26 protein-coding genes are annotated in these 21,800 nt (G+C 67.8%); 5 read left to right on the forward strand and 21 right to left on the reverse strand.

Going from position 1 to position 21,800, the window contains the following annotated elements; translation table 11 throughout:
• Window positions 1-389: 389 nt before the first annotated feature.
• From NO931_RS12600 to trxA, 14 genes are all read right to left on the reverse strand, one after another.
• Window positions 390-1,508 carry an aminotransferase class V-fold PLP-dependent enzyme gene (locus tag NO931_RS12600; protein WP_256392686.1) on the reverse strand — a complete coding sequence of 373 codons (1,119 nt, stop codon included), beginning with the start codon at window positions 1,506-1,508 and terminating at the stop codon, window positions 390-392.
• A 16-nt stretch (window positions 1,509-1,524) separates the two neighbouring features.
• A complete protein-coding gene (locus NO931_RS12605) occupies window positions 1,525-1,863 on the reverse strand; it encodes a thioredoxin family protein (RefSeq protein WP_256392687.1) in 339 nt (112 codons plus the stop codon).
• A gap of 107 nt (window positions 1,864-1,970) precedes the next feature.
• Window positions 1,971-2,597 carry a helical membrane plugin domain-containing protein gene (locus NO931_RS12610; RefSeq protein WP_256392688.1) on the reverse strand — a complete coding sequence of 209 codons (627 nt, stop codon included), beginning with the start codon at window positions 2,595-2,597 and terminating at the stop codon, window positions 1,971-1,973.
• Window positions 2,598-2,599: 2 nt separating this feature from the next.
• Window positions 2,600-3,745: an NAD(P)/FAD-dependent oxidoreductase gene (locus NO931_RS12615; RefSeq protein ID WP_256392689.1), complete on the reverse strand. Its 1,146-nt coding sequence runs from the start codon at window positions 3,743-3,745 to the stop codon at window positions 2,600-2,602.
• Window positions 3,742-3,978 (reverse strand): sulfurtransferase TusA family protein, encoded by a 237-nt coding sequence (locus tag NO931_RS12620; protein ID WP_256392690.1) that lies wholly within the window; start codon window positions 3,976-3,978, stop codon window positions 3,742-3,744. Before NO931_RS12620 ends, NO931_RS12615 begins: the two co-directional genes overlap by 4 nt.
• 147 nt (window positions 3,979-4,125) lie before the next feature.
• Window positions 4,126-4,719: a class I SAM-dependent methyltransferase gene (locus tag NO931_RS12625; RefSeq protein WP_256392691.1), complete on the reverse strand. Its 594-nt coding sequence runs from the start codon at window positions 4,717-4,719 to the stop codon at window positions 4,126-4,128.
• Window positions 4,720-4,721: 2 nt separating this feature from the next.
• The gene (locus NO931_RS12630) at window positions 4,722-4,940 is read right to left on the reverse strand and encodes a YgaP family membrane protein (protein WP_256392692.1); all 219 of its coding nucleotides are present in this window, start codon (window positions 4,938-4,940) and stop codon (window positions 4,722-4,724) included.
• Between the two features lie 71 nt (window positions 4,941-5,011).
• Entirely contained in the window at window positions 5,012-6,271 is a 1,260-nt protein-coding gene (locus NO931_RS12635; RefSeq protein WP_256392693.1) for a M20 family metallopeptidase, read from the reverse strand.
• Window positions 6,268-7,620: an FAD-dependent oxidoreductase gene (locus NO931_RS12640; RefSeq protein WP_256392694.1), complete on the reverse strand. Its 1,353-nt coding sequence runs from the start codon at window positions 7,618-7,620 to the stop codon at window positions 6,268-6,270. Before NO931_RS12640 ends, NO931_RS12635 begins: the two co-directional genes overlap by 4 nt.
• A gap of 133 nt (window positions 7,621-7,753) precedes the next feature.
• Window positions 7,754-8,053 (reverse strand): hypothetical protein, encoded by a 300-nt coding sequence (locus tag NO931_RS12645; protein ID WP_256392695.1) that lies wholly within the window; start codon window positions 8,051-8,053, stop codon window positions 7,754-7,756.
• A gap of 60 nt (window positions 8,054-8,113) precedes the next feature.
• Window positions 8,114-8,527 carry a hypothetical protein gene (locus tag NO931_RS12650; RefSeq protein ID WP_256392696.1) on the reverse strand — a complete coding sequence of 138 codons (414 nt, stop codon included), beginning with the start codon at window positions 8,525-8,527 and terminating at the stop codon, window positions 8,114-8,116.
• Window positions 8,524-9,078 (reverse strand): hypothetical protein, encoded by a 555-nt coding sequence (locus NO931_RS12655; RefSeq protein ID WP_256392697.1) that lies wholly within the window; start codon window positions 9,076-9,078, stop codon window positions 8,524-8,526. The genes NO931_RS12650 and NO931_RS12655 overlap by 4 nt, the downstream gene beginning before the upstream one ends.
• Entirely contained in the window at window positions 9,075-9,812 is a 738-nt protein-coding gene (locus NO931_RS12660) for a DsbA family protein (protein WP_256392698.1), read from the reverse strand. The genes NO931_RS12655 and NO931_RS12660 overlap by 4 nt, the downstream gene beginning before the upstream one ends.
• A 139-nt stretch (window positions 9,813-9,951) precedes the next feature.
• Window positions 9,952-10,365, reverse strand: coding sequence for a thioredoxin (gene trxA, locus NO931_RS12665; protein WP_256392699.1), 414 nt, complete (start codon window positions 10,363-10,365; stop codon window positions 9,952-9,954).
• Between the two features lie 331 nt (window positions 10,366-10,696).
• Here trxA and NO931_RS12670 point away from each other — a divergent pair, with 331 nt between their 5' ends.
• Together NO931_RS12670 and NO931_RS12675 are read left to right on the forward strand one after the other, a co-directional pair.
• On the forward strand, window positions 10,697-11,137 hold the full coding sequence (locus NO931_RS12670) for a DUF302 domain-containing protein (RefSeq protein WP_256392700.1): 441 nt from the start codon (window positions 10,697-10,699) through the stop codon (window positions 11,135-11,137).
• 2 nt (window positions 11,138-11,139) lie between these two features.
• On the forward strand, window positions 11,140-11,700 hold the full coding sequence (locus tag NO931_RS12675) for a class I SAM-dependent methyltransferase (protein ID WP_256392701.1): 561 nt from the start codon (window positions 11,140-11,142) through the stop codon (window positions 11,698-11,700).
• Window positions 11,701-11,752: 52 nt separating this feature from the next.
• On the opposite strand, the gene NO931_RS12680 is transcribed toward NO931_RS12675, so the two are convergent.
• Window positions 11,753-12,250 (reverse strand): pyridoxamine 5'-phosphate oxidase family protein, encoded by a 498-nt coding sequence (locus tag NO931_RS12680; protein ID WP_256392702.1) that lies wholly within the window; start codon window positions 12,248-12,250, stop codon window positions 11,753-11,755.
• 100 nt (window positions 12,251-12,350) lie between these two features.
• Between NO931_RS12680 and NO931_RS12685 the strand changes: the two genes are divergently transcribed.
• Entirely contained in the window at window positions 12,351-13,013 is a 663-nt protein-coding gene (locus tag NO931_RS12685) for a plastocyanin/azurin family copper-binding protein (protein ID WP_256392703.1), read from the forward strand.
• A gap of 52 nt (window positions 13,014-13,065) precedes the next feature.
• On the opposite strand, the gene NO931_RS12690 is transcribed toward NO931_RS12685, so the two are convergent.
• The 3 genes from NO931_RS12690 to NO931_RS12700 form a co-directional block, all read right to left on the reverse strand.
• Window positions 13,066-15,645, reverse strand: coding sequence for a cation-translocating P-type ATPase (locus NO931_RS12690; RefSeq protein ID WP_256392704.1), 2,580 nt, complete (start codon window positions 15,643-15,645; stop codon window positions 13,066-13,068).
• A 302-nt stretch (window positions 15,646-15,947) separates the two neighbouring features.
• A complete protein-coding gene (locus NO931_RS12695) occupies window positions 15,948-16,376 on the reverse strand; it encodes a universal stress protein (RefSeq protein ID WP_256392705.1) in 429 nt (142 codons plus the stop codon).
• A 133-nt stretch (window positions 16,377-16,509) separates the two neighbouring features.
• The gene (locus NO931_RS12700) at window positions 16,510-17,010 is read right to left on the reverse strand and encodes a metal-dependent transcriptional regulator (protein WP_256392706.1); all 501 of its coding nucleotides are present in this window, start codon (window positions 17,008-17,010) and stop codon (window positions 16,510-16,512) included.
• A gap of 99 nt (window positions 17,011-17,109) precedes the next feature.
• On the opposite strand from NO931_RS12700, the gene NO931_RS12705 reads away from it, so the two are divergent.
• On the forward strand, window positions 17,110-17,661 hold the full coding sequence (locus NO931_RS12705; protein WP_256392707.1) for a DoxX family protein: 552 nt from the start codon (window positions 17,110-17,112) through the stop codon (window positions 17,659-17,661).
• A 9-nt stretch (window positions 17,662-17,670) separates the two neighbouring features.
• Here NO931_RS12705 and NO931_RS12710 read toward each other — a convergent pair whose 3' ends face one another.
• The 3 genes from NO931_RS12710 to NO931_RS12720 form a co-directional block, all read right to left on the reverse strand.
• A complete protein-coding gene (locus NO931_RS12710; RefSeq protein WP_256392708.1) occupies window positions 17,671-18,168 on the reverse strand; it encodes a DUF411 domain-containing protein in 498 nt (165 codons plus the stop codon).
• 121 nt (window positions 18,169-18,289) lie between these two features.
• On the reverse strand, window positions 18,290-18,916 hold the full coding sequence (locus NO931_RS12715) for a hypothetical protein (protein WP_256392709.1): 627 nt from the start codon (window positions 18,914-18,916) through the stop codon (window positions 18,290-18,292).
• 22 nt (window positions 18,917-18,938) lie between these two features.
• Window positions 18,939-19,304, reverse strand: coding sequence for an SHOCT domain-containing protein (locus NO931_RS12720; protein ID WP_256392710.1), 366 nt, complete (start codon window positions 19,302-19,304; stop codon window positions 18,939-18,941).
• Between the two features lie 434 nt (window positions 19,305-19,738).
• Between NO931_RS12720 and NO931_RS12725 the strand changes: the two genes are divergently transcribed.
• On the forward strand, window positions 19,739-21,769 hold the full coding sequence (locus NO931_RS12725; protein ID WP_375142065.1) for a heavy metal translocating P-type ATPase: 2,031 nt from the start codon (window positions 19,739-19,741) through the stop codon (window positions 21,767-21,769).
• Window positions 21,770-21,800 lie beyond the last annotated feature (31 nt).

Below are 21,800 nucleotides of genomic sequence, written 5' to 3' on the forward strand. Positions count from 1 at the left end.
ACGGACCGAACATATCCACTGAGACATGGCTATCGATATGCCCAACGGGCGTCTGAAAGCTCCATGATACCGGCTCTATCGGATGGCGTACAAGGAACGCTGTGAAGTACTTCGTCTGTATCTAACAATCCCAGTACTGAACTCCTGTGCGGCTGCCGTGCGAGATCTGCGCGTTCTATTCAGTACGACGCCTAAAACTATCACTGCTTTATGATTTCAACGAGACCATAGTTTTCTCTCAGCGGCCAGGAACCAGCTGGCGGATGCCAATCGAGAATCGGCGGCCACGTCCTACGACCAGCAATACTCCGAGAGAATGCTAGCGTGAGCTGGCTATATTTCGGAGTCGTAACTTGCCGTGAGTCAACGCAAAAACAGCAGCGTCCGGGTCAGTCCCACTCCGAATCGAGCGCATCGAGTAGCTGATCGACCTCGCTCGAAGTGTTGACCGCGTGGATCGACGCTCGGATCGCGTTCGGCGTCGGCAACGCGCGGACGACGATCCCCTCCGACGCGAGCCGCTCGACCGTCGCGTCCGGATCGTCGACGTCGATCGTCACGAGTCCCGATTCGGGCGTCGCCGGGCTGTGGAGTCGTTCGTCGGGGATGCCGTCGACCAGCCGTCCCGCCAGCTGCCGGATCCGATCCGCGATGCGGTCGACGCCGACCTCGTCGATCGCGTCGATCGCCTCAGTGAGCGCGACGTGCGGGGCCGGGTTCGACGAGCCGACCTCGAACCGCCGAGCGCCGGCCGCAAACTCGTAAGGGTCAGCGGTCGGCGTCTCGACGCTTCGGTAGCCGACCGTTCTGGGCGCGAGAGTTTCGGCGACGTCGCGGTCGACGTAGAGGAAGCCGCCGCCCCAGAGCCCCAGAAGCCACTTGTGGCCCGCCGCTGCGACGGCGTCGGCGCCCCACTCGGCGACGTCTATCGGCAGCTGACCGGGCACCTGCACGGCGTCGACGAGCGCGAGCGCGCCGGCCTCGTGGGCGATGTCGACGAGTTCCGCGACGGGTAACTGCGTCCCGTGGGTCCACGTCACCGCGCTGAAACACGCCAGCCGCGCGCCGTCGACGGCCTCGGCGAACGCTTCGGGGTCGACGCGACCGTCCTCGGTCTCGACGACGCGAACTTCGACGCCCTCCCGTTCGAGGCGCTGCCACGGGAGCGTCCCGGCGGGGTGTTCGAGGTCGGTACGAACGACAGTATCGCCGGGTTGCCAGTCGATCGCATTCGCGACCGCGTTGATGCCCGCGGTCGTGCTCTCGGTCAGGGCGATCTCGTCGGCGTCGGCGCCGACGAACTCGGCGACGCGCTCCCGCGTGCGGTCGAACGCGTCGAACGCCACGTCGTAGGGGTCGTTTCGCGCGGACGTATCGTACTCGTGTGCCCGTACGAACTCGTCGGCGGCCTCGACGACGTACCGCGGGCTGGGGCCGTGGGCGCCGAAGTTCAGGTAGACGTCCTCGTGCAGGGCTGGCGTGTCGGCGCGAAGTTCTGTGGGCTTCATCGATGTCCTCCGAACGTCAGTCGCTGTAGCGTTCGATCAGCTTCCGTAGCGTCGCCTCGTCCTGCGCTCCCCGGAGCTGTTTCACCGGCTTGCCGTCCGCGAACAGGACGAACGTCGGCGTGCTCTGGGCGCCGAACTCGATCGCAGTTTCGAGGTGCGATTCGACGTCGATCGTCAGTACCGTCGCGTCGGTGTCGGTGGCGATCGTCTCGAGTATCGGCGTCATCCGCTGGCAGGAACCGCACCACTCGGTGTAAAACTCCGCCAGGGCGACGCCGTCGATCTCGACGGCCGCCTCGATGTCGTCGTCGCCGAGCGAAACCACGCTGTTCGTCTTCGTCGTCTGTGTTGTCATTAGCACTACCTACGTTCCGTTCGTTTAATAGTCTTGGGCTTACTGCACAATATGGCCCGGGTGGCTGTGTCTTCCGCGAGGTCGTCGCGAAGTGGAGCGGTTGCCCGTCAGTACGAGTTCCCACCGGAGCGCTCGCGGCCGATCGCGCCCGCGAGCGCCAGCAGGTAGCCGAGCCCGTACTGGACGTCCGGATCGCGCAGTCCGCGAAGCAGGCCGACGGGGCCGACCTGCTCGGGCGGTTGGCTCTCCGCTTCGCCGACGCCGTCCAGCAGCGTCTCGATGCCGTCGCGGGTGTCGTCCTCGGCGGCCGTCTGTGCGACCTCGCCGACGGCGGCGCCGGTGCCGGCCAGCGATCGAACCATCTCGTCGGAGAGCGCGGCGGTCGCCAGCGAACCGACCTCCGCGATCTCGGCCAGTTCGTCCAGCGTGCCGCTTTTCTGGAGCACGATCAGCGTGTCGAGCGCTTCGCGCAGCTCGTCTCCGTTCTCGCCGACCGTCTCGGCCAGCGCGACCGTCTCGTCGGTCGCGATTCCGTCGGCGGATTCGGCGAGCGTCGATCCCGTGGCCGAGAGTTCGCGGACCATCTCGTCGGTGAGCGCGCTCTCGCCGAGCGAGAGTACGTCCAGCAGCTCGTTGACGGCGTCGAGGCGTTCGACGAACTCGGCGACCGCCTCGGGGTTCTGCTCGATCGCCGCTTCGAGGTCGGTCGGCTCGGATAGCTGTTCTTCGGACATGGTCAGAGCAGCCCTCGCGCGGTGAGCCAGTAGGACTCGTTGTACGCCAGCTTCGACCAGTGGAGCTTCTCGGAGGGTGGCGCGGGCGACGGCGGGTTCTCGTAGTCGAACTCCACGAACGAAGCGGCGTCCATCCCCGTCTCGATGAAGCACAGCGTCTTGCCGTCGTAGGTCGCCGTCGCGGGACGCCCGCGGATCTCGCTGGCGAGGCGCTGGCCGACGACGCCGGCCTGATAGTGAGCGACGCTGCCCGCGTTGGGAACGCCGGTGGCGGCGGTGTCGCCGATCGCGTAGACGTCCTCGGCGGCCTCGGCTTCGAGCGTGTGCTTGTCGACGTCGACCCAGCCGTCGTCGCCGAGCCCGGCCTCCTCGATCAGGTCGATACCGCCGTGTGGCGGGATCGTCACGAGGAGATCGTAGTCGAGTTCGGTCCCCTCCATCGAGGTGATCGTCTGCGCGTCCGGGTCGATCTCCTCGGCGTTGAAGAACGTCTCGACGTTGATGTCGCGCTCGTCCATGATCGGTCGGGCCCACTCGGCGATGTGGGGGTTGCCGTGGACGCGCTGGATCGGGTAGGTGTAGGTGATGTCGACGTTCTCGCGGAGCCCGCGCTCGCGGAACCAGTCGTCGGCCATGAACGCGAACTCCAGGGGCGCCGCCGGGCACATGTGTGGCGACCCGATGACGCTCAACACGAGCTCGCCCTCGGTGAACTCCAGGAGCTCCTCGCGGAGATCGGTCGCGCCAGTCTCGCTGTAGTAGTCGTGGCCGCCCTCCGCGAGGCCGGGGATCTGTTCGGGTTCGAGCGTCGACCCGGTCGCGAGTACGAGGTAGTCGTAGCCGACCGACGGGGCGCCGCCGCTGAACCGGAGCCGCTGGCGGTCGGTGTCGATGTCGGTCACGCGATCGATCCGGAGATCGACGGCGTCGGCGACCAGCTCGTCGAGGCGGCGCCGACCGTCTTCGGGTTCGCGCTGGCCGAACGGCACGTACAGCCAGACCGGCTTGTAGACGTGATCCGGGTCGTCGTTGACCAGCGTGATGCGGACGTCGCCGGCGTCAATCTCGGCGTCGAGTCGCTCGGCGAGATCGTTCGCGAGGACCGTACCGCCGGTCCCGCCGCCCACGATGACGACGTGTTCGGTCATGCCTTCTCCACGTAGAACTCGGTGTGGTCGTCGAGCTCTTCGACGGCGAGCAGCTCGTTGCCGGCCTCCTCGGCCCACTCGGGCACGTCGGTCAGCGACTGATCGGCATCGCTCAGGAGCCGTATCACGTCGCCGGGCTCGGCGCTCCGGATCTTTCCGATGAGGTCCATCAGCGGACCGGGGCAGGCTGCGCCTCTGGCGTCGACGGTGTCGTCGGGATCGATGTCAGTCATAGATCTCTCACAGGAGTACGTTGGCGCTGGATGCTATTAGTAATGCACGTCTGTTCCAAGATTATGAAAACAACCGTCGGAGCGCCGAAACCGCCGAAACGGTCGAGCGTACGCCGAGAAAGCCGCCCACCGCGGCGCCGCCGCGGACTACCGATCGAACAGGAGCGCGTAGTGGTACGGCGGCAGGTCGACCTGGCGATCGAGCGCGAACTTCGACGCCGAGAGCACGGCATCCTCGGTTTCCGCGGGCGTCATCCGAAGCGCCGCCGGCGGGCCTCGCGGTTCGTCCGCCACGGTCGTGGTCTCGCGCGGTCGATCGTGCCAGTTGACGACGACGAGACGCCCGCCGGGCTCGATCGCGTCGAACGCCTGCGCGACGAGTCCGGGCTGGTCGTCGACGCCGTGGAACGTGTTCGCCACCACGAGGGTGTCGACGCGTTCGGGCAGCACCGAGGCCAGGTTTCGGGCGTCGCCGTGGATCGGGACGACGTTCTCGATGCCCTGCAGGTCGGCGACCTGATCGAGTTCGTCCAGTAGCTCCTCGTCGAGGTCGAGCGCGTACACCGGTTCGGGCTCGACGATCCGGGCGGCCGGCAGCGCGAAGTAGCCGCTGCCGCAGCCGACTTCCGCGACCGACTCGCCGGCCTCGACGCCGAGTTTCCGGAGCGTCGCGCCGGGCGTCGGCCAGAGCTTGCCCCACCAGCCCCAGTCGGGCTGGCCGGTGTTCTGGAACGGTTCCATCGCTATCGGGACCCCGACGTATCGATACCCAGCAGGCGGTACAGCAGACCGATTCGGACGAGTCCCGTGGCCACGAGGACGACGCCCAGCAGCGTCGCGACGGCGCCGATCGTCGGACCGAGACCGAGCAGGCCGCCCAGCGTCGCCAGTCCGACGACTGCCAGCATCGCACCGACGACTACCCGAGTCCGTCTGTCGGCCGCACCAATATTGTTCTCCATAACCACTAATACACAATACTAAAACCTAAGTCTTGCTCGACGGTCGGACACCGATCCACGAAGCTCCCGCCTCAGCGGCTGTTCCCGTTCGTCAGGGTCGCCCACGCCGCCGGAAGCCGTGCGTAGACCGTCGCGTTGTCGACGAGCGCGTCGACCGGGACGTACTCGTCGGGTGCGTGGACGGTGTCGGTCCCGAGCGCGAACTCGACGGTCGGGACGCCGGCGTTCCGGAGCGACTTGGCGTCGCCGCCGCCCGTCGCGCTCCGTCGGAAGATGCGATCGCCGGTGACGTCCGCCGCCGTCGACGCGACGGCCTCGACGAGCGGGCTGTCGGCTTCCTCGGCGGTGCCGACGCTCCAGGAGACGTCGGCGATCGTGATACCGTCGCAGTCGGCGACGCAGGACCGGATCTCGGAGAGCACATCGGGTGTCGGGACGCCGGCGGTCAGTCGCACGTCGATCTCGGCGCGGGCCGACCGCGGGACGCTGTTTATCGCGTCGCCCCCTTCGAGGACGCCGAGGTTGATCGAGGGGTACCGGAACAGGTCGCGGGCGACGTCCTCGCCCATCGACGGGCCGTAGTAGTCGACCGACTCCTCGACGATCGGCTCGACGTCGGCGCCGATATCGAGCTCGCGCGTCCCGAAACGCTCCCGCAGCGTCTCGACGGCGGCGTAGAGTCGGTCGATCGCGTTGACGCCGAGCGCCGGGCGCGAGCCGTGGGCGCCCTCGCCGACGGCGTCGAGCGTCAGCCAGATGCTGCCACGGTCGGCGATCGTGACGGAGTTGCGGCCCGCCTCGCAGGTCGGCTCGCCGATCACGCAGGCGTCCGCGTCGAGGCGTTCGGCCTCCAGCAGCGCGGGCAGGCCGGCGTCGCCGCCGACCTCCTCGTCGCTCACCAGGGCGACCAGGAGATCGACCGGCGGTTCGGCGTCGGCCGCTGCGAACGCCCGGATCGCGACCAGCATCGACGCCGCGGCGCCTTTCATGTCGGTCGCACCGCGGCCGTAGATGCGGTCGTCGACGCGCTCGCCGAGCGGGTCGTAGGCCCACGCGTCGGCGTCGAACGGCACGGTGTCGAGGTGGCCGTTGTACAGCAGCGTTCGATCCGACTCTCCGGAGACCCGAACGAGGAGATTCGGCTTCGCCGGATCGACAGCGAAGCGCTCGACCTCGACCGGAAGCGGATCGAGGAAGCGCTCGATCGCGGCGACGATCTCGCGCGTGTCGCCGGGCGGATTCGACGTATCGATCTCGATCAGATCGAGGGCGAGGTCGACCAGTTCCTCGCGGTGCTCGCGGACGTACTCGACAGGGGTAGCGTCGCTCATTCGCGGTCGAGCTTGCCGTCGAGAACTTTCGCCGCCGTGAGGATCGGGTCCCAGACGGGGCTGAACGGGGGCGCGTAGGACAGATCGGCGTTCCGCAGCTCGGTCACCGTCGTGCCCGCCGTGAGCGCCGTCGCGACCGTGTCGATCCGCTTTGCGCCCTCGCGGCCGACGACCGTCCCGCCCAGCAGTTCGCCAGACTCGCGGTCGGCAACCAGCGTGACGGTGAGTTCGGCACCGCCGGGGTAGTAGTGGGCACGCGTCGGCGCCGAGATCGAGACCGAGACGGGGTCGAAGCCGGCCTCCCGCGCCCGCTCCTCGTCGACGATTCCGGTTCGGGCGGCGCCGAGATCGAACGCCTTGACGATGGCCGTCCCGGCGATCTCGCCGACCGGTTCCGGGTCGCCGGCGACGGTCTGGCCGATCGCGCGGCCGGCCCGGTTAGCCGTCAGCGCCAGCGGAACGTGGTCGGGCTCGCCGGTCACGACGTGGCGCGCCTCGGCGCAGTCGCCCGCGGCGTACACGTTCTCGTAGTTCGTACGGCCGTACTCGTCGGTCGCGACGGCGCCGGTCTCGCCGAGTTCGATGCCGGCATCGGCCGCGAGTTCGGCGTTCGGCGCGACGCCGACACCGACGATCGCGATCTCGGCGGGGTGGGACTCGTCTTCGAGGGCGACGCGCTCGACGGCACCCCCGCCGTCGAAGCCCGAGACCGCCGTGTCGAGATGGAGGTTGACGCCCTGCTCTCGCAGATGCTCCTCGACGACCTCGGCGACCGCGTCGCCGAACGGCTGGAGGACGTGGGGCAGCATCTCGTAGAGGTGGACGTCGGCGCCGCGCGCCGACAGCGCCTCGGCCATCTCGATGCCGACGTAGCCGCCGCCGACGATCGCCGCCGTGTCGGGCGAGCGCTCGGTGACGTAGTCCTCGACGGCGTCGGCCTCGTCCATGTCGTGGATGGTGAACACGCCGTCGAGGTCCAGCCCGTCGAACGGCGGCTCGATCGCGCTCGCGCCCGTCGCGACGAGGAGCTGATCGTAGGGCTGCTCGAACGTCTCGCCGCCGCCCTCGACGGTGACGGTTTCGGCTTCGGGATCGATCCCGACGACCTCGTGGCCCGTCCGGAGGTCGACGTTACGCTCTTCCCGGAACTCGTCGGCCGTCACGGCGACCAGATCGTCCAGGTCATCGATCTCGCCTTTGACGTAGTAGGGCATCCCGCAGGCCGCGTAGGACACCCACTCGCCTTTCTCGAAGACGATCACGTCCGTCTCCGGGTCCTCGCGCTTGGCCTTGCTCGCGGCGCTCATCCCCGCAGCGTCACCGCCGACGACCACGAACGTGTCGCTCATACCTTCTAGTTAGCCCAGCATCACCAAAAGTATTTCCTGAACTCCACAATACTATGAAACGCCGTCGGCGAGTCGTACGCGTCCGTCGGTCGGTCGTCAGCGAGAGCAGATGGATCCGGCAGCGATTGGATCCCTACGACTGACAGGACTCGCAAGAACGCGCCGACGAGCGAAGCCGGAACGCGGCGCCCAGGAGACCGACCGTCAGCGCCGTCACCACGATCAACGTGAGGCTCCCGCCGGCGGCGGCCGTCGCTCCGCCGGCGGCCGCGCCGCCCGCGACGCCGTTGGCTGCCGGCGCCGCGAAGAGACAACAGAGACTCACCGCGCCCCCTGCACCGAGCACTCCCCACGGGGGCGTCGACGCCGCGTCGGCGTTCGCATCGGCCTCGGAACTCGAATCGGCCTCGGAATCGGCGTCCGAACCGGTCATCGGTCGTTGCCCAGTTCGTGTGGTCTGCTCATGTGTTTTTGGGTCGACGACGGCGCACGGTCAACACACCTCGCACCGCCGGCGCTGATAGTACAGGAGCCCGGCGAAGAAGACGACGCTCACAGCCCCGAGTAGCGGTCGAAGCGGGTCGAAGTGCGTCATGAGCGCCGACGAGCTAAACAGCGCGAGCAGCGCGACGTTGCAGATCGGACAGCCGAAGGCGAGAAACCCGCCGACGATCCCGCCGGCGGCGAACCGATCGCCGATCGGCTCGTCGGCCAGCGACCGCTGGTAGACGAACGCCCCGGCGAAGGCGGCGGTCGCGACGAGAAACAGGTAGTCCGCCGGGGTCCGTTCGACCATCCGAACGTAGATCGGGTTCGGCAGGAGGCCGGTTATCGTCCCGAACAGGACGAACGCCCCGACACTCACGCCGACGCTCCGCAGGAGACGGCGGTTCGGCAGCGACGTCATCCGTCTCTCGCCCCGGCGATCGAACACGTTCGCGGATCGCCCGCTCGCCCGAGGAAAAAGAGGAGCAGGGCGATCCCGCCGACCCGGAGGAGGTTGCCGTCGAACGGCAGCGCGGCCATCGCGCCGACGAAGCCCAGCGCCCCCAGCACGCCCGCGCCGCAACTCGCGCAGCCGGCTGCGAGCACCCCGGGAAGGACGCCGACGAACGTCGACGCGCCCCTGCGACGCGCGCGACGGACCAGCGCGAGCGCGTTGATCGTCGCAACGCCGGTCAGCACCGCGTACGCGGCGACGAGACCGATCCCGAACCAGCCGGTACTCAGGTACACTTCGCGCGTGAGCGCGGTGACCGCGTAGACGACGTCGGCCGGATCGTTCGTCAGTACCTGAATAGAGAACTGCGGAAACGAACTCAACACCAAGACGGCGTACGTGACGACCGTCGCGACGGCGGCCGACAGCAGCCGCAGATTCGACGTGAGCGGGTAGACGAGTGCGTCACGGAGGTCGCGGGACCAGTCCCGTCCGGCGACGCCGCCGGTCCTGCTCACGACTGTAGCACCTGATCGATCGCGTCGGCGAAGTTTTCGTAGGGCTGTGCGCCGACCGCCTTCACGACCGCTCCGGACTCGCGGTTGTAGATCACGAACCCGGGCGTTCCCTGGATTCTCGCCTCGTAAGCCACGGCGAGATTGGGGTCCATGCTCTCGCGGATCGATTCGCCGCGCTCCTGGCGGCAGCGTTCGACCGCGGATCTGTCGACGCCGTCCGTCCGTTCGGTCACTCCCGCGAACGTCTCGTCGTCGGCCCAGTCCTTGCCGGAGTTGGGCTGCTCGTCGAAGGCGGCCGAGTGCCAGTTCCAGAATGCGCTCGGCTCGGTGTCGGCCACCTGCGACCACACGCACCGTCCCCAGATCGCCGCCGGCATCGAGTACCGCCCGATGTTCGGCATGTACAGCGCCACGAGGCGGACGTCGCCGGTGTCGATGTAGTTTCGTCCGAGCTCGGGGAACGTCTCCGCCTCGAACTTCTTGCAGAACGGGCACAGATAGTCAGTCCAATAGTAGATGTCGACCGGGGCGTCGCGCTCGCCCGCGATCGGCCGGCCGGCGAGTTCGACGCCGAAGCCGCTCGTCTCGTCGCTAGTGTGGGACGTGGCTGGGACGTAGCGCTGTTCGCTCGATCCGGATCGCGACGCGACGTACGCGACGCCGCCGCCGAACGCGAGCGTCCCGCCGCCGGCGAGTAGTGCTCGTCGACGCGTGATCTTGCCCTCGCTCTCCATTTACGTGCAACATCAGGTGGTTCGTTGATGGGCTTTGCGGTTGACAGATAAACGGCGACTGCGCTTGGCGATCGGCGGCGACGGCGTCTCGCCAGGCGAGCAGCGGCGTGTGAACCGGAAGACGACCTGTGAGTGTCGTTTACGCGTGTTTCTCGATCACCGAGCGGAGCTGCGCTTCCTCTTGCATCCCGACGAACCGCTCGACCGGCTGTCCGTCGGCAAACAGGAGCAGCGTCGGGACGCCCCGGACGTTGTACTCGGCGGCGAGCTGCTGGTTCGCGTCGATGTCGACTTTCGCCACGGTCGCGTCGGTTTCCGCGGCGATCGTTTCGACGACCGGTTCGAGCATCCGGCACGGCCCGCACCAGTCGGCGTAGAAGTCGACCAGAACGACGCCGTGCTCCTCGACGGTTTCGGACAGATCAGCGTTTCCGCCGACCGGGACCGGCTCGGACGGGCTCTGTCGTTCAGATTCGTCGGCATCCACAGTTTCTCCTCGGGTGCGGAGCTCCTCCAGTTTCTGTCGTCGGATCTCCTCGATCTCCTCGGCCATCGGCCACTCGTATGGACCGCGTCGACTTAGTTGTTTTGCACAATTCCCACAATATTGGGTCGCCGCGGGACGAACGCGACGATGCTTGGGACCGGATTGCAACGACTGGCTCTCCCGGACCACCGCGCCCCGAGCGCACGTATCCTCGACCTCCTTGATCGGCTGGCCGACGATCGTTCGTCAGGCGTTGTTCAGAGTCGAACGTCGGCGTCCGCACTTCGAGCGCGTCGCCGCCCTCGCGATGCCGTGCGCAGCGTGAAGCTGACCGGTGACGGGCTGTCCGCCCTGATGACGAAAGAGTTTTTCTTGGTCGACACAATATTCCACACGAATGACGCTCCCAATCGATCCGACGCAGATCGACCCCGACGAGATCGGAACCCAGCAGACGACTCTGGAGATGGACCACGAGGCGGCCATCGAACACGTCCGCGAAGCGTTCACCGACGCCGGGTTCGGCATCCCCGTCGAGTTTTCGCCCTCCGAGATGCTCAACGAGAAGGTCGACGCGGACAGGGACCCGTACTACGTCCTGGGCGCGTGCAACCCGTCTGTGGCCGACCGCGCACTCGACGCGACCGACAAGCGGATGGGCGGACTGTTCCCCTGCAACGTCGTCGTCTGGGAGGAGGAACCGGGTACGCAACGCGTCTACCACGTCTCGATCATGCGCATCGCGCGACTCGTCGGCATGGCGCCGGACGACGACGAGATGAGCGACATCATCGCCGAGACGGGCGAACTCGTCGACGAAGCGTTCGAGGAGCTCTAACGGTGGGGCACCACACGTTCGACGCCTCGCGAGCGGAGAAGCTGGAGCGCCCCGAGCGCCGATACCGGTTCCTCTCGACCGAGGAGTTGCTGTGGGCGGTCGCGCTAAGCGACGACGACACCGTCGCCGACCTCGGCAGCGGCACCGGCTTCTACACCGACGACCTCGCTCCGCACGCGGGGGACGTCTACGCCGTCGACGTCCAAGAGGCGATGCACGACTACTACCGCGAGAAGGGCGTCCCTGAGGCGGTCGAACTGGTCACCAGCGGTGTGAGCGATCTCCCGCTGGACGACGGCACGCTCGACGCCGCCGTCTCGACGATGACGTACCACGAGTTCGCGAGCGACGACGCGCTCGCGGAGATTCGCCGCGTCCTCGCACCGGGGGGTCGCCTCGTCGTCGTCGACTGGGCGGCCGCCGGTTCCGGCGACCCCGGACCGCCGATCGAGGAGCGATACGCCGCCGACGAGGCGGCGGCCGCGCTCCGCGAGAGCGGCTTCGACGTCGAACACGAGGCCGTCCGGTCCGAGACGTTCCTCCTGATCGCGACGGCCGAGTAGCCCCCGTCCCGACCGTTCGATCGACTTACACCTCCTTCGAGCGCGTTTGGCGTCACTCCGATCCGTCTCCCTCCGGTCGCCGGTAGAACGGGTATCCGGGCGGCTGCGCATCGTGTCTAATCCCGGCCACTTCCTCGATGCTGAACTCCCAGAACCGCGTCCGCTCGGTCTCGCCGGCCGCCTCGATCAGCTTCGGGCGCCAGGTCGGCGTCTGGTCGTCGGTCATAGTCTCGCCTTCGTCCTGCGAGAGCTCTCGGAGCGACCCCGTCAAGAAGACGCTCCGCCAGTGAAACGCCGTCTCGGCGCTGTACACGAGGAAGCTGGCCGAGTCGGCCCGTTCGGACAGGTCCGCCTTCCGGCTCTCCTCGCCGACGAGGTAGAAAAAGTAGAGCTGCGATCCCCCGTCGAATCCGTACGACAGCGGGATCAGGTACGGCTCGTCCTCGGTCGGCAGGCCGAGCACGCCCATGCTCTGCATCGAGAGGAACCGTTCTATCTCCTCGTCGTCCATGCGTTCCATCCCGTACTCCCCGAGTTCGTCGATCGTCATCCCGTGGTGAACTACGACGGCTCGGGTAAAGAGGGAGGGCGGTCCGGGCCCCTGCCCCTTATCGTGCGGTCGGTCGTCAGGACGACACACTGATCCCTCGATGCTTCGACGAAACTCGACGCGCGAACGGGGAGGGCGTCGCGGCGCTCGCTCCGATTCACCGGACGACGCCACGGCGACTTCGAGCGACGGACCGTCGACGACGCGGCGAGCGCTGCTGGCGGGCAGCGTCGGAATCGCGGGGGCGGAGGTCGCCGGCGCACAGACAGATGGCAACGAAACGGACGGAAACGAAACCGGCGCGCAGACAGATGGCAACGAAACCGGCGCGACCGGCGGGGAGAGCGTCACGGTCGAACTCGTCGACTACGCGTACGAACCGGGGACCACCACTCCGCTGTCGATCGAACCGGGGACGACGGTCCAGTTCGTCTGGGTCACCGACAGCCACAACATCAACGTCGACAGCACGCCCGACGGCGCGGAGTGGGAGGGTCACGAACCGGTCGAGGACGCCCCGTTCGAGTACGAGTACACGTTCGACGCCGAGGGAACCTACGAGTTCCACTGCGATCCGCACCTGAACCTCGGGATGGAGGGGACGATCGAAGTCGGAGCGACCGGCGGCGGTGGCGGCCCGACGGGGCCGTCAGTTCCCGGCTGGGCGCTGACCGCCGGCATCCTGACGATGGGCGCCCTGGCCATCGCCGTGGGCCTCGGATACTTTTTCCTCAAGTACGGCGGGTACGAGGAAGAGCAGTAGCGTCGTTCGGCCGGACGCTCGCGACGAACCAGCCGTCGGGGGAGCGCACTGCTTACAGCCGTCGAACGACAGTTGCGACCGCGAAGTACGGGGGGAGACAGATCGCCAGCACCGCCGCGAGGATTCCCCAGTCCGCGAGCCCGAGCGGGACGGTGCCGAAGTACCGACGCAACGGCGTGTACAGCACCGCCAACTGCAGCGCGACCGACGCCGCGACCGACGCGGCGAGCCACGGGTTCGACAGCGTCGGCGTCTCGCGCAGCCAGCGGATGACGTACAGTTTCTCGAACTCCAGAAACACGAATCCGGTGAACACCATCGTCATCGCGTACGGCGTGACGGCCGCCGCGCCGTCGAGCGTCAGGAACAACAGCCCGAGCATCACCCCGGTCGTCACCGCCCCCGTTCCGGCGATCAGGCCGAGCATCGGGCGGTCGACGATCGCCCGGTCGGGGTCCCGCGGCGGATGGTCCATCACGTCGCCGCTCTTGGGATCGGTCCCGAGCGCCAGCGCCGGCAGGCCGTCGGTGAGCAGGTTGATCCACAGCAACTGCACGGCCGGGAGGACGAGGTAGCCGTACAGCGAGGCGAGAAAGACCAGCGCCACCTCCGCGACGTTCGCGCTCAGCAGGTAGGCGACGAACTTCCAGACGTTGTCGAAGATCGCGCGCCCCCGCTCGATCGCCCGTTCGATCGTCGCGTAGTCGTCGTCCAACAGGACGACGTCCGATGACTGCTTGGCGACGTCGGTCCCGCGGACGCCCATCGCGACGCCCACGTCGGCATTTTTCAGCGCCGGGGCGTCGTTGACGCCGTCGCCCGTCATCGCGACGTCGTGGCCGCGGTCCTGGAGCGCCCGCAGGATGCGCACCTTGTGCTCGGGCGAGGTGCGAGCGAAGACGTCGACCGATTCGACGCGGTCGCGCAGCGTCGCTCCGTCCATCGACTCGATCTCCGCGCCTTCGAGCACTCTCGTCCCGATGTCGAGCGACTCGGCGATCGCCCTCGCGGTCCGGATGTTGTCGCCGGTCACCATCTTGACGTCGATCCCGGCTTGCCGGGTCGTCTCGATAGCCTCGGCCACTTCCTCGCGCGGCGGGTCGATCATCCCGGCGAGGCCGACGAACACCAGGTCGTCGTTCGGATCTCCGTCGTCGGCGTACGCGGTCGCTAACACCCGGAGCGCGTCGTCCGCCAACTCGCCGACCGCGCCCTCGACGCGTTCGCGCCGCTCGTCGGTCAGGGGAGCGGGACCGTCGGCAGTGAGGATCCGATCGGCCTTCGAGAGGAGCACCTCGGGGGCGCCCTTCAGATACGCCTCCTCGTCGTGGATCGTCGCCATCCACTTTCGCTCCGAGGAGAACGGCACTTCGTCGGTACGGGGGCGCTCCTCGCGGAGCCGGGGCACGTCGAGTCCGCGTCGCTCGGCCGCTTCGACCAGCGCCCGCTCGGTCGGGCTGCCGCTGTCCGCAGTGGCGTCGTTGCACACCGCACCGATCCGGAGTAGACGTTCGACGCGGTCGTCGTCGACCGCCTCGGCCGCATCCTTGCCCTCGGCGTCGACGGCGACGTCGTCGACCCAGAGGCGCGTAACCGTCATCTCGCCCTCGGTGAGCGTCCCCGTCTTGTCGGTACAGATCACGTCGACGGCCCCCAGCGCCTCGACCGACGGGAGGCTGCGGACCAGCGCGTTTTCGTCGGCCATGCGCCTGACTCCCAGCGCGAGCGTCAGCGTCACCACGGCCGGTAGCCCCTCCGGGACCGCCGCGACGGCCAGCGACACTGCAGTCAGCCCGGCCTGGACCGCGGGCGTCCCGCGGAGGACCAAAAACGGCGCGACCAGCGCCGCCAGCGCGAGCACGCCGATTCCGAGTACCCGCCCGAGGTCGTCGAGTTCCCGCTGGAGCGGCGTCTCCATCTCCTCGGTGGCCGCGAGTTCCCGTGCGATCGACCCGACTTCGGTGTCCATTCCCGTCCCGGTGACGACGGCGACGCCCTTGCCGCGCGCGACGTTCGTCCCGTTGTACACCATACTCGATCGCTCTGCGAGCGGTGCGTCGGCGCTCACCGGCGCCGGCCGCTTGGAGACCGGCAGGCTCTCGCCGGTGAGCGCGGCCTCGTCGACGTCGAGGTCGGTCGCCTCGAGCACCCGCGCGTCCGCCGGAACGACGTCGCCGCTCTCGAGAACCAGAACGTCGCCGGGGACGACCGCCGTCGCGTCGACGTCGATCCGTTCGCCGTCCCGCAGGACGGTCGCGGTCGGTTCTGCCAGCTCCCGAAGGGACTCGAGGCTCTGCTCCGCCCGGTAGTCCTGCAGAAAGCCGAAGGCCCCGTTCGCGACGACGATCGTCACGATCAGGACCGCGTCGACGGCGTGTCCCGCCCAGATCGAGAGCGCGGCCGCCCCGAGGAGCACCCAGATGAGCGCGCTGTCGAACTGCGCGACGAAGATGTCGAGCGGGGACCGACGTTCGCCACGGACGATGTCGTTCTCGCCGTGGACTTCGAGCCGTCTCGTCGCCTCCGCGGTCGACAGCCCGTCCCGTCGACTGTCCAGATCGTCGAGAACGCGGTCGGTCGAGCGGTGGTGCGGCGATCCCTGCTCGACGCCGGGCCGTGATACGCTGGACACTACGTGGATCATCTACGGCGGCCACAAAGGGAATTCGTGTGCCACCGGCGGTGGCCGCCCGGTGGTCGCGGGGGCGCCGGACCGGCCGAGACGGCCGTGGTGAACGTAACGCCTCGCTCAGCAACTGCACGGCGAACAGGAAGGTCACGGCCGCGACGGCGATCCGGACGATCGAGCGGAGCGACCGACGCCTGCTCGATCGATCGGTCGACGCGTTCACCGTATCCGGAGTACGATCCGTGGTGACATGAAAGGCCGTCATCGGACGCGTCCGGTCGGGACGGGGCTCGCCGTCGGGCGACTCAGCGCACGAGCAACACCGGTACCGGCGCTCGACGCGCGACCGTCTCGGAGGTGCTGCCGAGGAGGACCCGGCTGGTCAGCGAACGGCCGTGGCTGCCAATGATGACCATATCGACATCGTTGTTTTCCACGTACTCGACGATCTTTCGAGCGTCCTCGCCGACTGCAGTGTCCGTGTCGATCTCCGCATCGTGCTCCGCGGCGATCTCACGGGCGTCCTCGAAGAGTTCCTCCGCGTGCTCTCGGGCCGATTCCAGCCACTCGTCGAAGGTGCCGGGCGAGTCGCCCCACCCGCCGGGACCGATGTCGCTCGCGTGCCAGTCGAGGACGTGCAGGACCGTGATGTCGGCGTCCGGATGCAGCGAGAGCGTGGTGCGTAGCGCTTCGTTCGATAGCTCCGAGTAGTCCATCGGGACAAGGACGTTCATCTCTGTGTCGAGGATACGGGAGCGCAGAGTAAACTCGCGGGGGTGTGACTGACTCGGCGAGTACCGTTCGTGGAGCGAACGAACGGGCGCTCGTCTCTATCGACTGGTCGCCGTTCGGGTGTCTGTATTCTCGTTACGGGTCGGCGGCGTCGAATGCGGATCGAACACCGAAGAAGCAATCACCGTCCGCTCCGGACCCGCAGCACGCTTTCTCGACGGGGTGGCCGACGAGTTCTGACAGCCGCTCGATGCCCTGCTCGGGCAGCGTGTAGCCGATGCGATACGCCGTGCCGGCGTCGAGTTCGGCGTCCAGCCGCGCCCCGAAGAACGCCCTGACGGCGCACTGGCGCCACGCGAGTTCGCGGGCGACGGTCCCGCCCCGCTCGGTCAGTTCGACGCCCCGCTGCTTCTCGTAGTCGGCCAGCCCGGCGTCGTCGAGTCGGACGAACATCTCGGTCACGCTCGCCGGTTCGACGCCGAGGCGGTCGCCGATCGCTCCCGGTCGGGCCCGACGATCCGCCCCGCCAACGACCCAGTAGATCGCGGCCAGGTATCGCCCCGGACCGCGGTCGACGCAGTGGTCCGGATGCGTGGCCGTACAGAACTCCCCCCGACGCCCCGATGCCGATGCCATACGGGTAGCCAGCCGCTTCAGTCGGGAGTAGCTCCTGCCGAACCTATTCGGGGCCCGGGGGGAATCTTTAACAAATATCTCTGTGAAACCCGAATCATCATGTCCTCACAGGAGGTCGAACTTACCAGCACGATCGGCGGATTCACCGCGACCGGCAAACTTCACACCCTGAGCGTCTGGTTCATCCTGGCGCTTCGATTGATGATGGGCATCGCGTTCTTCCAGAGCGGATTCGACAAGGTGCTCGGCGAGTTCGGCGCCGCGGGCTACCTGAACAACGCGCCGGCGGCGAACGGCAGTCCCGTCGCCGGCCTCTTCGAGGCGATGGGCAGTTCCGACCTGTTCGTCAGCTTCGTCGACATCGCGGTGCCGTGGGGCGAGGTGCTGATCGGGCTCGGCCTGATCTTCGGCGCCCTGACGCGCCTGGCGGCGTTCTGGGGCGCGTTCATGATGCTCATGTTCTACCTTGGCAACTGGGACATGGCCCACGGGTTCATCAACGGCGACTTCGCGTACATGCTCACGTTCCTCGCGGTCGCCGCGTTCGGCGCCGGGCGCATCCTCGGGCTGGACGCCTACATCGAGCAGTACGACGTCGGGGGCCAGCCATTCATCGAGAAGTACCCCTGGATGCGATACATCCTCGGCTGAGGCGCTGATCTACACGGTCTCGAAGACTTCGTCGATGCGATCGCCGCCGAACGCGTACACGACGAACGGCTCGCTTTTTTCGCCACCCATTCCCGGCGAGCCTGCGGGCATCCCCGGGAGCGCGATGCCGTCTATCGACGGTCGCTCCTCGATCAGGGTCGCGATCGTCTCCGCGGGGACGTGTCCCTCGACGACGTATTCGTCGACGACGAGCGTGTGACAGCTCCGGAGCCGATCGGGGATCCCGTGCTCGCGCTTGACGGCGTCGACGTCCTCCGAAACGGTCTCCGCAAGATCGCCGTCGAGCGCGTCGCGGAGGTACTCGGCGTAGTTCCCGCAGCACCCGCAGCCGGGCGCGCTGTACTGGCGGGCGTTCGCAGCTGGAATCGCGACGTCGGCGTCCTGCTGGGTGCTGTCGCTGATGCCGAGACAGCCCGTGACGCCGATGAGCCCGACTGTGGCGCCGGCGCGGAGGAACCGTCGCCGCGTCCGATGTCGTGTCATCATCTCCTCGCTCGCAGAACGACGTAAACGCTCCGTCGACCATTCTTGCGCGGTAGGAACGACGACCGCGCGATCGGCACGCTCGCGACGGTCCGTCACTCCGCGTCGTACGCTTCGCGGTCCCTCACCGCGTCGATCGTCGAAATCCTTCGTAGAGTGCGGGGAGCCCGAGCGGCAGCGCGAGCGCCCCGAAGGCGACGAGCGCGTGGGGCGCGCCGCGCCGGCGCCGATCCGCGGCGACGGTCGCGGCGACCCCGAGCAGCGCGATCGCGTAGGCGAGATTGCTCCAGATCGGATCGTACGTCGAGCAGTAGCCCCAGCACGCGACCGTGTAGGATGGTGCGTTCCACGTCGGCGGATGGAGCTTCGGCCAGAAGAACCGACAGTACGTCGTCCAGCCGAGCATCGCCGCCGCCGGCGCGCCGCCGAGCCACAGTGCGTGCCGGCGCCGACCTGCGGCGCCGTACTTCAGATAGCCGGTCAGAAACAGCGCCGGGAAGCCGCCGATCCACAGCCAGATGCCGACCGTGTACGTGACGGGCCAGTGTTCGATTCGCGGCTGTCGAACCAGCAGCCGCAGCGACGGCGGGAGCGTCATCGCCGGAAACGACGGATCCGGGATCGGGTTCGTGAACAGCGCGAGCAGGCAGAGTATCGTTCCGACGGCGAGTCCATAGAGCGCGTACACCCGGTACTGCTCGAGCCACCGCGGTAGCGAGTCGTCGCATCCCCTCGTTGAGGTGCCGGACATCTTTTGTAGATCAGTGCGTGAGTCAGCGATCCCGTTCCAGCGCGTCCCGGCGCTGTTCGTACTCCTCGTCGGTCAGCTCGCCGCGGGCGTACGCGACCCGAAGTTCTTCGAGCGCTCGGTCGGCGTCATCGTCCGAGCCGGCGACCGCTCGATACAGCAGGTAGCCGGCGCCGACGATCGCCGCGAGGAACAGCAGCTGCATCAGCACGCCGACCAGCAGCATCCAGCCCGGCATCGCTCCGCCGCCCCACATTCCGTGCTCCCACGCGCCCATCATCGAGCCGAACCCCATCATGCCGCCTCCCATGACGATCATGGGGAAGACGACCAGCGCGGCGAGGACGAGGAGGATCGCGACGAGCGAACTGTCATTCCTGTTTGTTGCCATGAGTGTACCTCCGGTTGTCGACCTCGTCTGAACGTACGCGCTCGCCGTTCAATGCAGTTGCTCCTTCGATCCCCTCGTTTTCGACGCGCGATTCTTTTGGATCCTCGAAATTTCCGGGGAGTGATCCCACTACCCCCTGCCCATCGCCCCGACGCGCGGCGTCTCCCGGCCCCCAGAGCAATGACCAGCGCCGTCGAACCGTTCACAGAGCGTCGATGGACGACCACGATCACGCCTCGAACGAGCGGGACGAATCTCGCCGAGATGACGGAGCGAGCGACGAACCGCCGACTGAACGGTCGACGCTCGAAGAACGCACCGAAGACGCGGGCGACGCCGACAGCGAGATCCAGGGGCATCACGATAGCGCCGGGGCGCACCAGGCCCGCGGTGCGGACCACGACGGACGGGGCAACGGCGACGACCACGGCAGGATGCACGAGGGTCACGAGCGGATGTTCCGGCGACGCTTTTTCGTGTCGACGCTGCTCTCGATCCCGGTGTTGCTGTACAGCGAGACGCTTCAGCGATGGCTCGGGTTCTCCGTCCCGGCGTTTCCGGGCAGCGAGTGGATCACCCCCGTCTTCGCCGTCGTCGTCTTCGCGTACGGCGGCGTCCCGTTCCTCCGGATGGCCGCCCCCGAACTCAGGGATCGGTCGCCGGGGATGATGACGCTCATCTCGATGGCGATCACCGTCGCTTTCGTCTACAGCCTGGCGAGCGTCGCGTTCCCGACGGAGTCGGCGTTCTTCTGGGAGCTGGTGACGCTCATCGACATCATGCTGCTGGGTCACTGGATCGAGATGCGTTCGGTCCGCCGGGCGTCGAGCGCGCTCGACGAACTGGCGAGGCTCGTGCCCGACACGGCCGAGCGCATCTCCGAGGACGAGGGTGATATCGAGGACGTGCCGGTGAGCGATCTCTCGGAGGGCGATCTCGTCCTCGTGCGTCCGGGCGCGAGCGTCCCCGCGGACGGCGTCGTCGAGGAGGGCGACTCGTCGGTCGACGAGTCGATGATCACCGGCGAGTCCCGTCCCGTCTCGAAGGTGCCCGGCGACGAGGTGATCGGCGGAACGATCAACGGTGACGGCAGTCTCCGCGTCCGCGTCGACGCCACCGGCGAGGAGACGACGCTGGCGGGGATCATGCGGCTGGTCGAGGAAGCCCAGAGCAGCGAGTCGAAGACGCAAGTGCTCGCGGATCGGGCGGCGGGGTGGCTCTTTTACGTCGCGCTGGCTGCGGCGGTCGTGACGGGCATCGGCTGGACCGTCGCCGTGTCGTTCGACGCGGCGGTGATCGAGCGCGTCGTCACGGTACTGGTCATCGCCTGCCCGCACGCGCTCGGGCTGGCGATCCCGCTCGTCGTCGCGATCAACACCTCGCTCGCGGCGCGCAACGGGATGCTCGTCCGCGACCGCATCGCGATGGAGGCGGCGCGCGATCTGGACACGATCGTCTTCGACAAGACCGGCACGCTCACCGAGGGCGAGCACGGCGTCGTCGGCGTCGAGACCGAGCGCGGCGTCGACGAGGACGAGGCGCTGGCGCTCGCGGCGGCCGTCGAGAGCGACTCCGAGCACATGATCGCGCGGGCCATCCGCGAGGCGGCCGACGATCGCGGGATCGACGCGCCCGACGCGACCGGCTTCGAGGCGATGAAAGGCCGGGGCGTTCGCGCGACCGTCGACGTCTCCGGTTTCGCCGGAGGATCGTCGGACGATAGCGACGACGTGTACGTCGGCGGTCCGAACCTGCTGGACCACCTCGACGCCGCGGTCGCCGACGACTTGCGGGCGTTCGCCGACGAGGCGGGCGAGAACGCGCGGACCGTCGTGTATCTCGTCCGTGGAGGGGAGATCGTCGCCGCCGTCGCGCTGGCGGACGTGATCCGCGAGGAGAGCTACCGGGTCGTCGACGCGCTCCACGACCTCGGCGTCGAGGTGGCGATGCTGACCGGCGACTCCGAAGACGTCGCCGGTGCCGTCGCCGCCGAGCTCGGCATCGACACCGTCTTCGCCGAGGTGCTGCCCGAGGACAAGGACACGAAGATTCGGGAGTTACAGGGGCAGGGCAAACTCGTGGGAATGGTCGGCGACGGCGTCAACGATGCGCCCGCGCTAACCCGCGCGGACGTCGGCATCGCCATCGGCAGCGGGACCGACGTCGCCGTGCAGTCGGCCGACGTGATCCTCGTCCAGAACAACCCGATGGACGTCGTCCGCCTCGTGAAACTGAGCGCCGCGAGCTACCGGAAGATGCAGGAGAACATCGTCTGGGCCGCGGGGTACAACGTGTTCGCGATTCCGCTCGCGGCGGGCGTGCTCGCGCCGATCGGCGTTCTCCTGTCGCCCGCGGTCGGCGCGCTGTTGATGTCGCTCAGCACCGTCATCGTAGCGATCAACGCGCAGCTACTCCGCCGAGTGGATCTCGATCTCCCGTCGCTCCCGGTCGCCGATCACCCCTAGGTTGAACACCGGATTCGTGATAGACCTCACG

This window comes from Natronoarchaeum rubrum (genome assembly GCF_024494695.1).

Excerpts from the sequence above, each read along its gene's own strand:
- NO931_RS12600 (WP_256392686.1), bottom strand. The coding sequence starts at position 1,508 with ATGAAGCCCACAGAACTTCGCGCCGACACGCCAGCCCTGCACGAGGAC.
- NO931_RS12605 (WP_256392687.1), bottom strand. The coding sequence starts at position 1,863 with ATGACAACACAGACGACGAAGACGAACAGCGTGGTTTCGCTCGGCGAC.
- NO931_RS12610 (WP_256392688.1), bottom strand. The coding sequence starts at position 2,597 with ATGTCCGAAGAACAGCTATCCGAGCCGACCGACCTCGAAGCGGCGATC.
- NO931_RS12615 (WP_256392689.1), bottom strand. The coding sequence starts at position 3,745 with ATGACCGAACACGTCGTCATCGTGGGCGGCGGGACCGGCGGTACGGTC.
- NO931_RS12620 (WP_256392690.1), bottom strand. The coding sequence starts at position 3,978 with ATGACTGACATCGATCCCGACGACACCGTCGACGCCAGAGGCGCAGCC.
- NO931_RS12625 (WP_256392691.1), bottom strand. The coding sequence starts at position 4,719 with ATGGAACCGTTCCAGAACACCGGCCAGCCCGACTGGGGCTGGTGGGGC.
- NO931_RS12630 (WP_256392692.1), bottom strand. The coding sequence starts at position 4,940 with ATGGAGAACAATATTGGTGCGGCCGACAGACGGACTCGGGTAGTCGTC.
- NO931_RS12635 (WP_256392693.1), bottom strand. The coding sequence starts at position 6,271 with ATGAGCGACGCTACCCCTGTCGAGTACGTCCGCGAGCACCGCGAGGAA.
- NO931_RS12640 (WP_256392694.1), bottom strand. The coding sequence starts at position 7,620 with ATGAGCGACACGTTCGTGGTCGTCGGCGGTGACGCTGCGGGGATGAGC.
- NO931_RS12645 (WP_256392695.1), bottom strand. The coding sequence starts at position 8,053 with ATGACCGGTTCGGACGCCGATTCCGAGGCCGATTCGAGTTCCGAGGCC.
- NO931_RS12650 (WP_256392696.1), bottom strand. The coding sequence starts at position 8,527 with ATGACGTCGCTGCCGAACCGCCGTCTCCTGCGGAGCGTCGGCGTGAGT.
- NO931_RS12660 (WP_256392698.1), bottom strand. The coding sequence starts at position 9,812 with ATGGAGAGCGAGGGCAAGATCACGCGTCGACGAGCACTACTCGCCGGC.
- trxA (WP_256392699.1), bottom strand. The coding sequence starts at position 10,365 with ATGGCCGAGGAGATCGAGGAGATCCGACGACAGAAACTGGAGGAGCTC.
- NO931_RS12670 (WP_256392700.1), top strand. The coding sequence starts at position 10,697 with ATGACGCTCCCAATCGATCCGACGCAGATCGACCCCGACGAGATCGGA.
- NO931_RS12680 (WP_256392702.1), bottom strand. The coding sequence starts at position 12,250 with ATGACGATCGACGAACTCGGGGAGTACGGGATGGAACGCATGGACGAC.
- NO931_RS12685 (WP_256392703.1), top strand. The coding sequence starts at position 12,351 with ATGCTTCGACGAAACTCGACGCGCGAACGGGGAGGGCGTCGCGGCGCT.
- NO931_RS12695 (WP_256392705.1), bottom strand. The coding sequence starts at position 16,376 with ATGAACGTCCTTGTCCCGATGGACTACTCGGAGCTATCGAACGAAGCG.
- NO931_RS12700 (WP_256392706.1), bottom strand. The coding sequence starts at position 17,010 with ATGGCATCGGCATCGGGGCGTCGGGGGGAGTTCTGTACGGCCACGCAT.
- NO931_RS12705 (WP_256392707.1), top strand. The coding sequence starts at position 17,110 with ATGTCCTCACAGGAGGTCGAACTTACCAGCACGATCGGCGGATTCACC.
- NO931_RS12710 (WP_256392708.1), bottom strand. The coding sequence starts at position 18,168 with ATGATGACACGACATCGGACGCGGCGACGGTTCCTCCGCGCCGGCGCC.
- NO931_RS12715 (WP_256392709.1), bottom strand. The coding sequence starts at position 18,916 with ATGTCCGGCACCTCAACGAGGGGATGCGACGACTCGCTACCGCGGTGG.
- NO931_RS12720 (WP_256392710.1), bottom strand. The coding sequence starts at position 19,304 with ATGGCAACAAACAGGAATGACAGTTCGCTCGTCGCGATCCTCCTCGTC.
- NO931_RS12725 (WP_375142065.1), top strand. The coding sequence starts at position 19,739 with ATGCACGAGGGTCACGAGCGGATGTTCCGGCGACGCTTTTTCGTGTCG.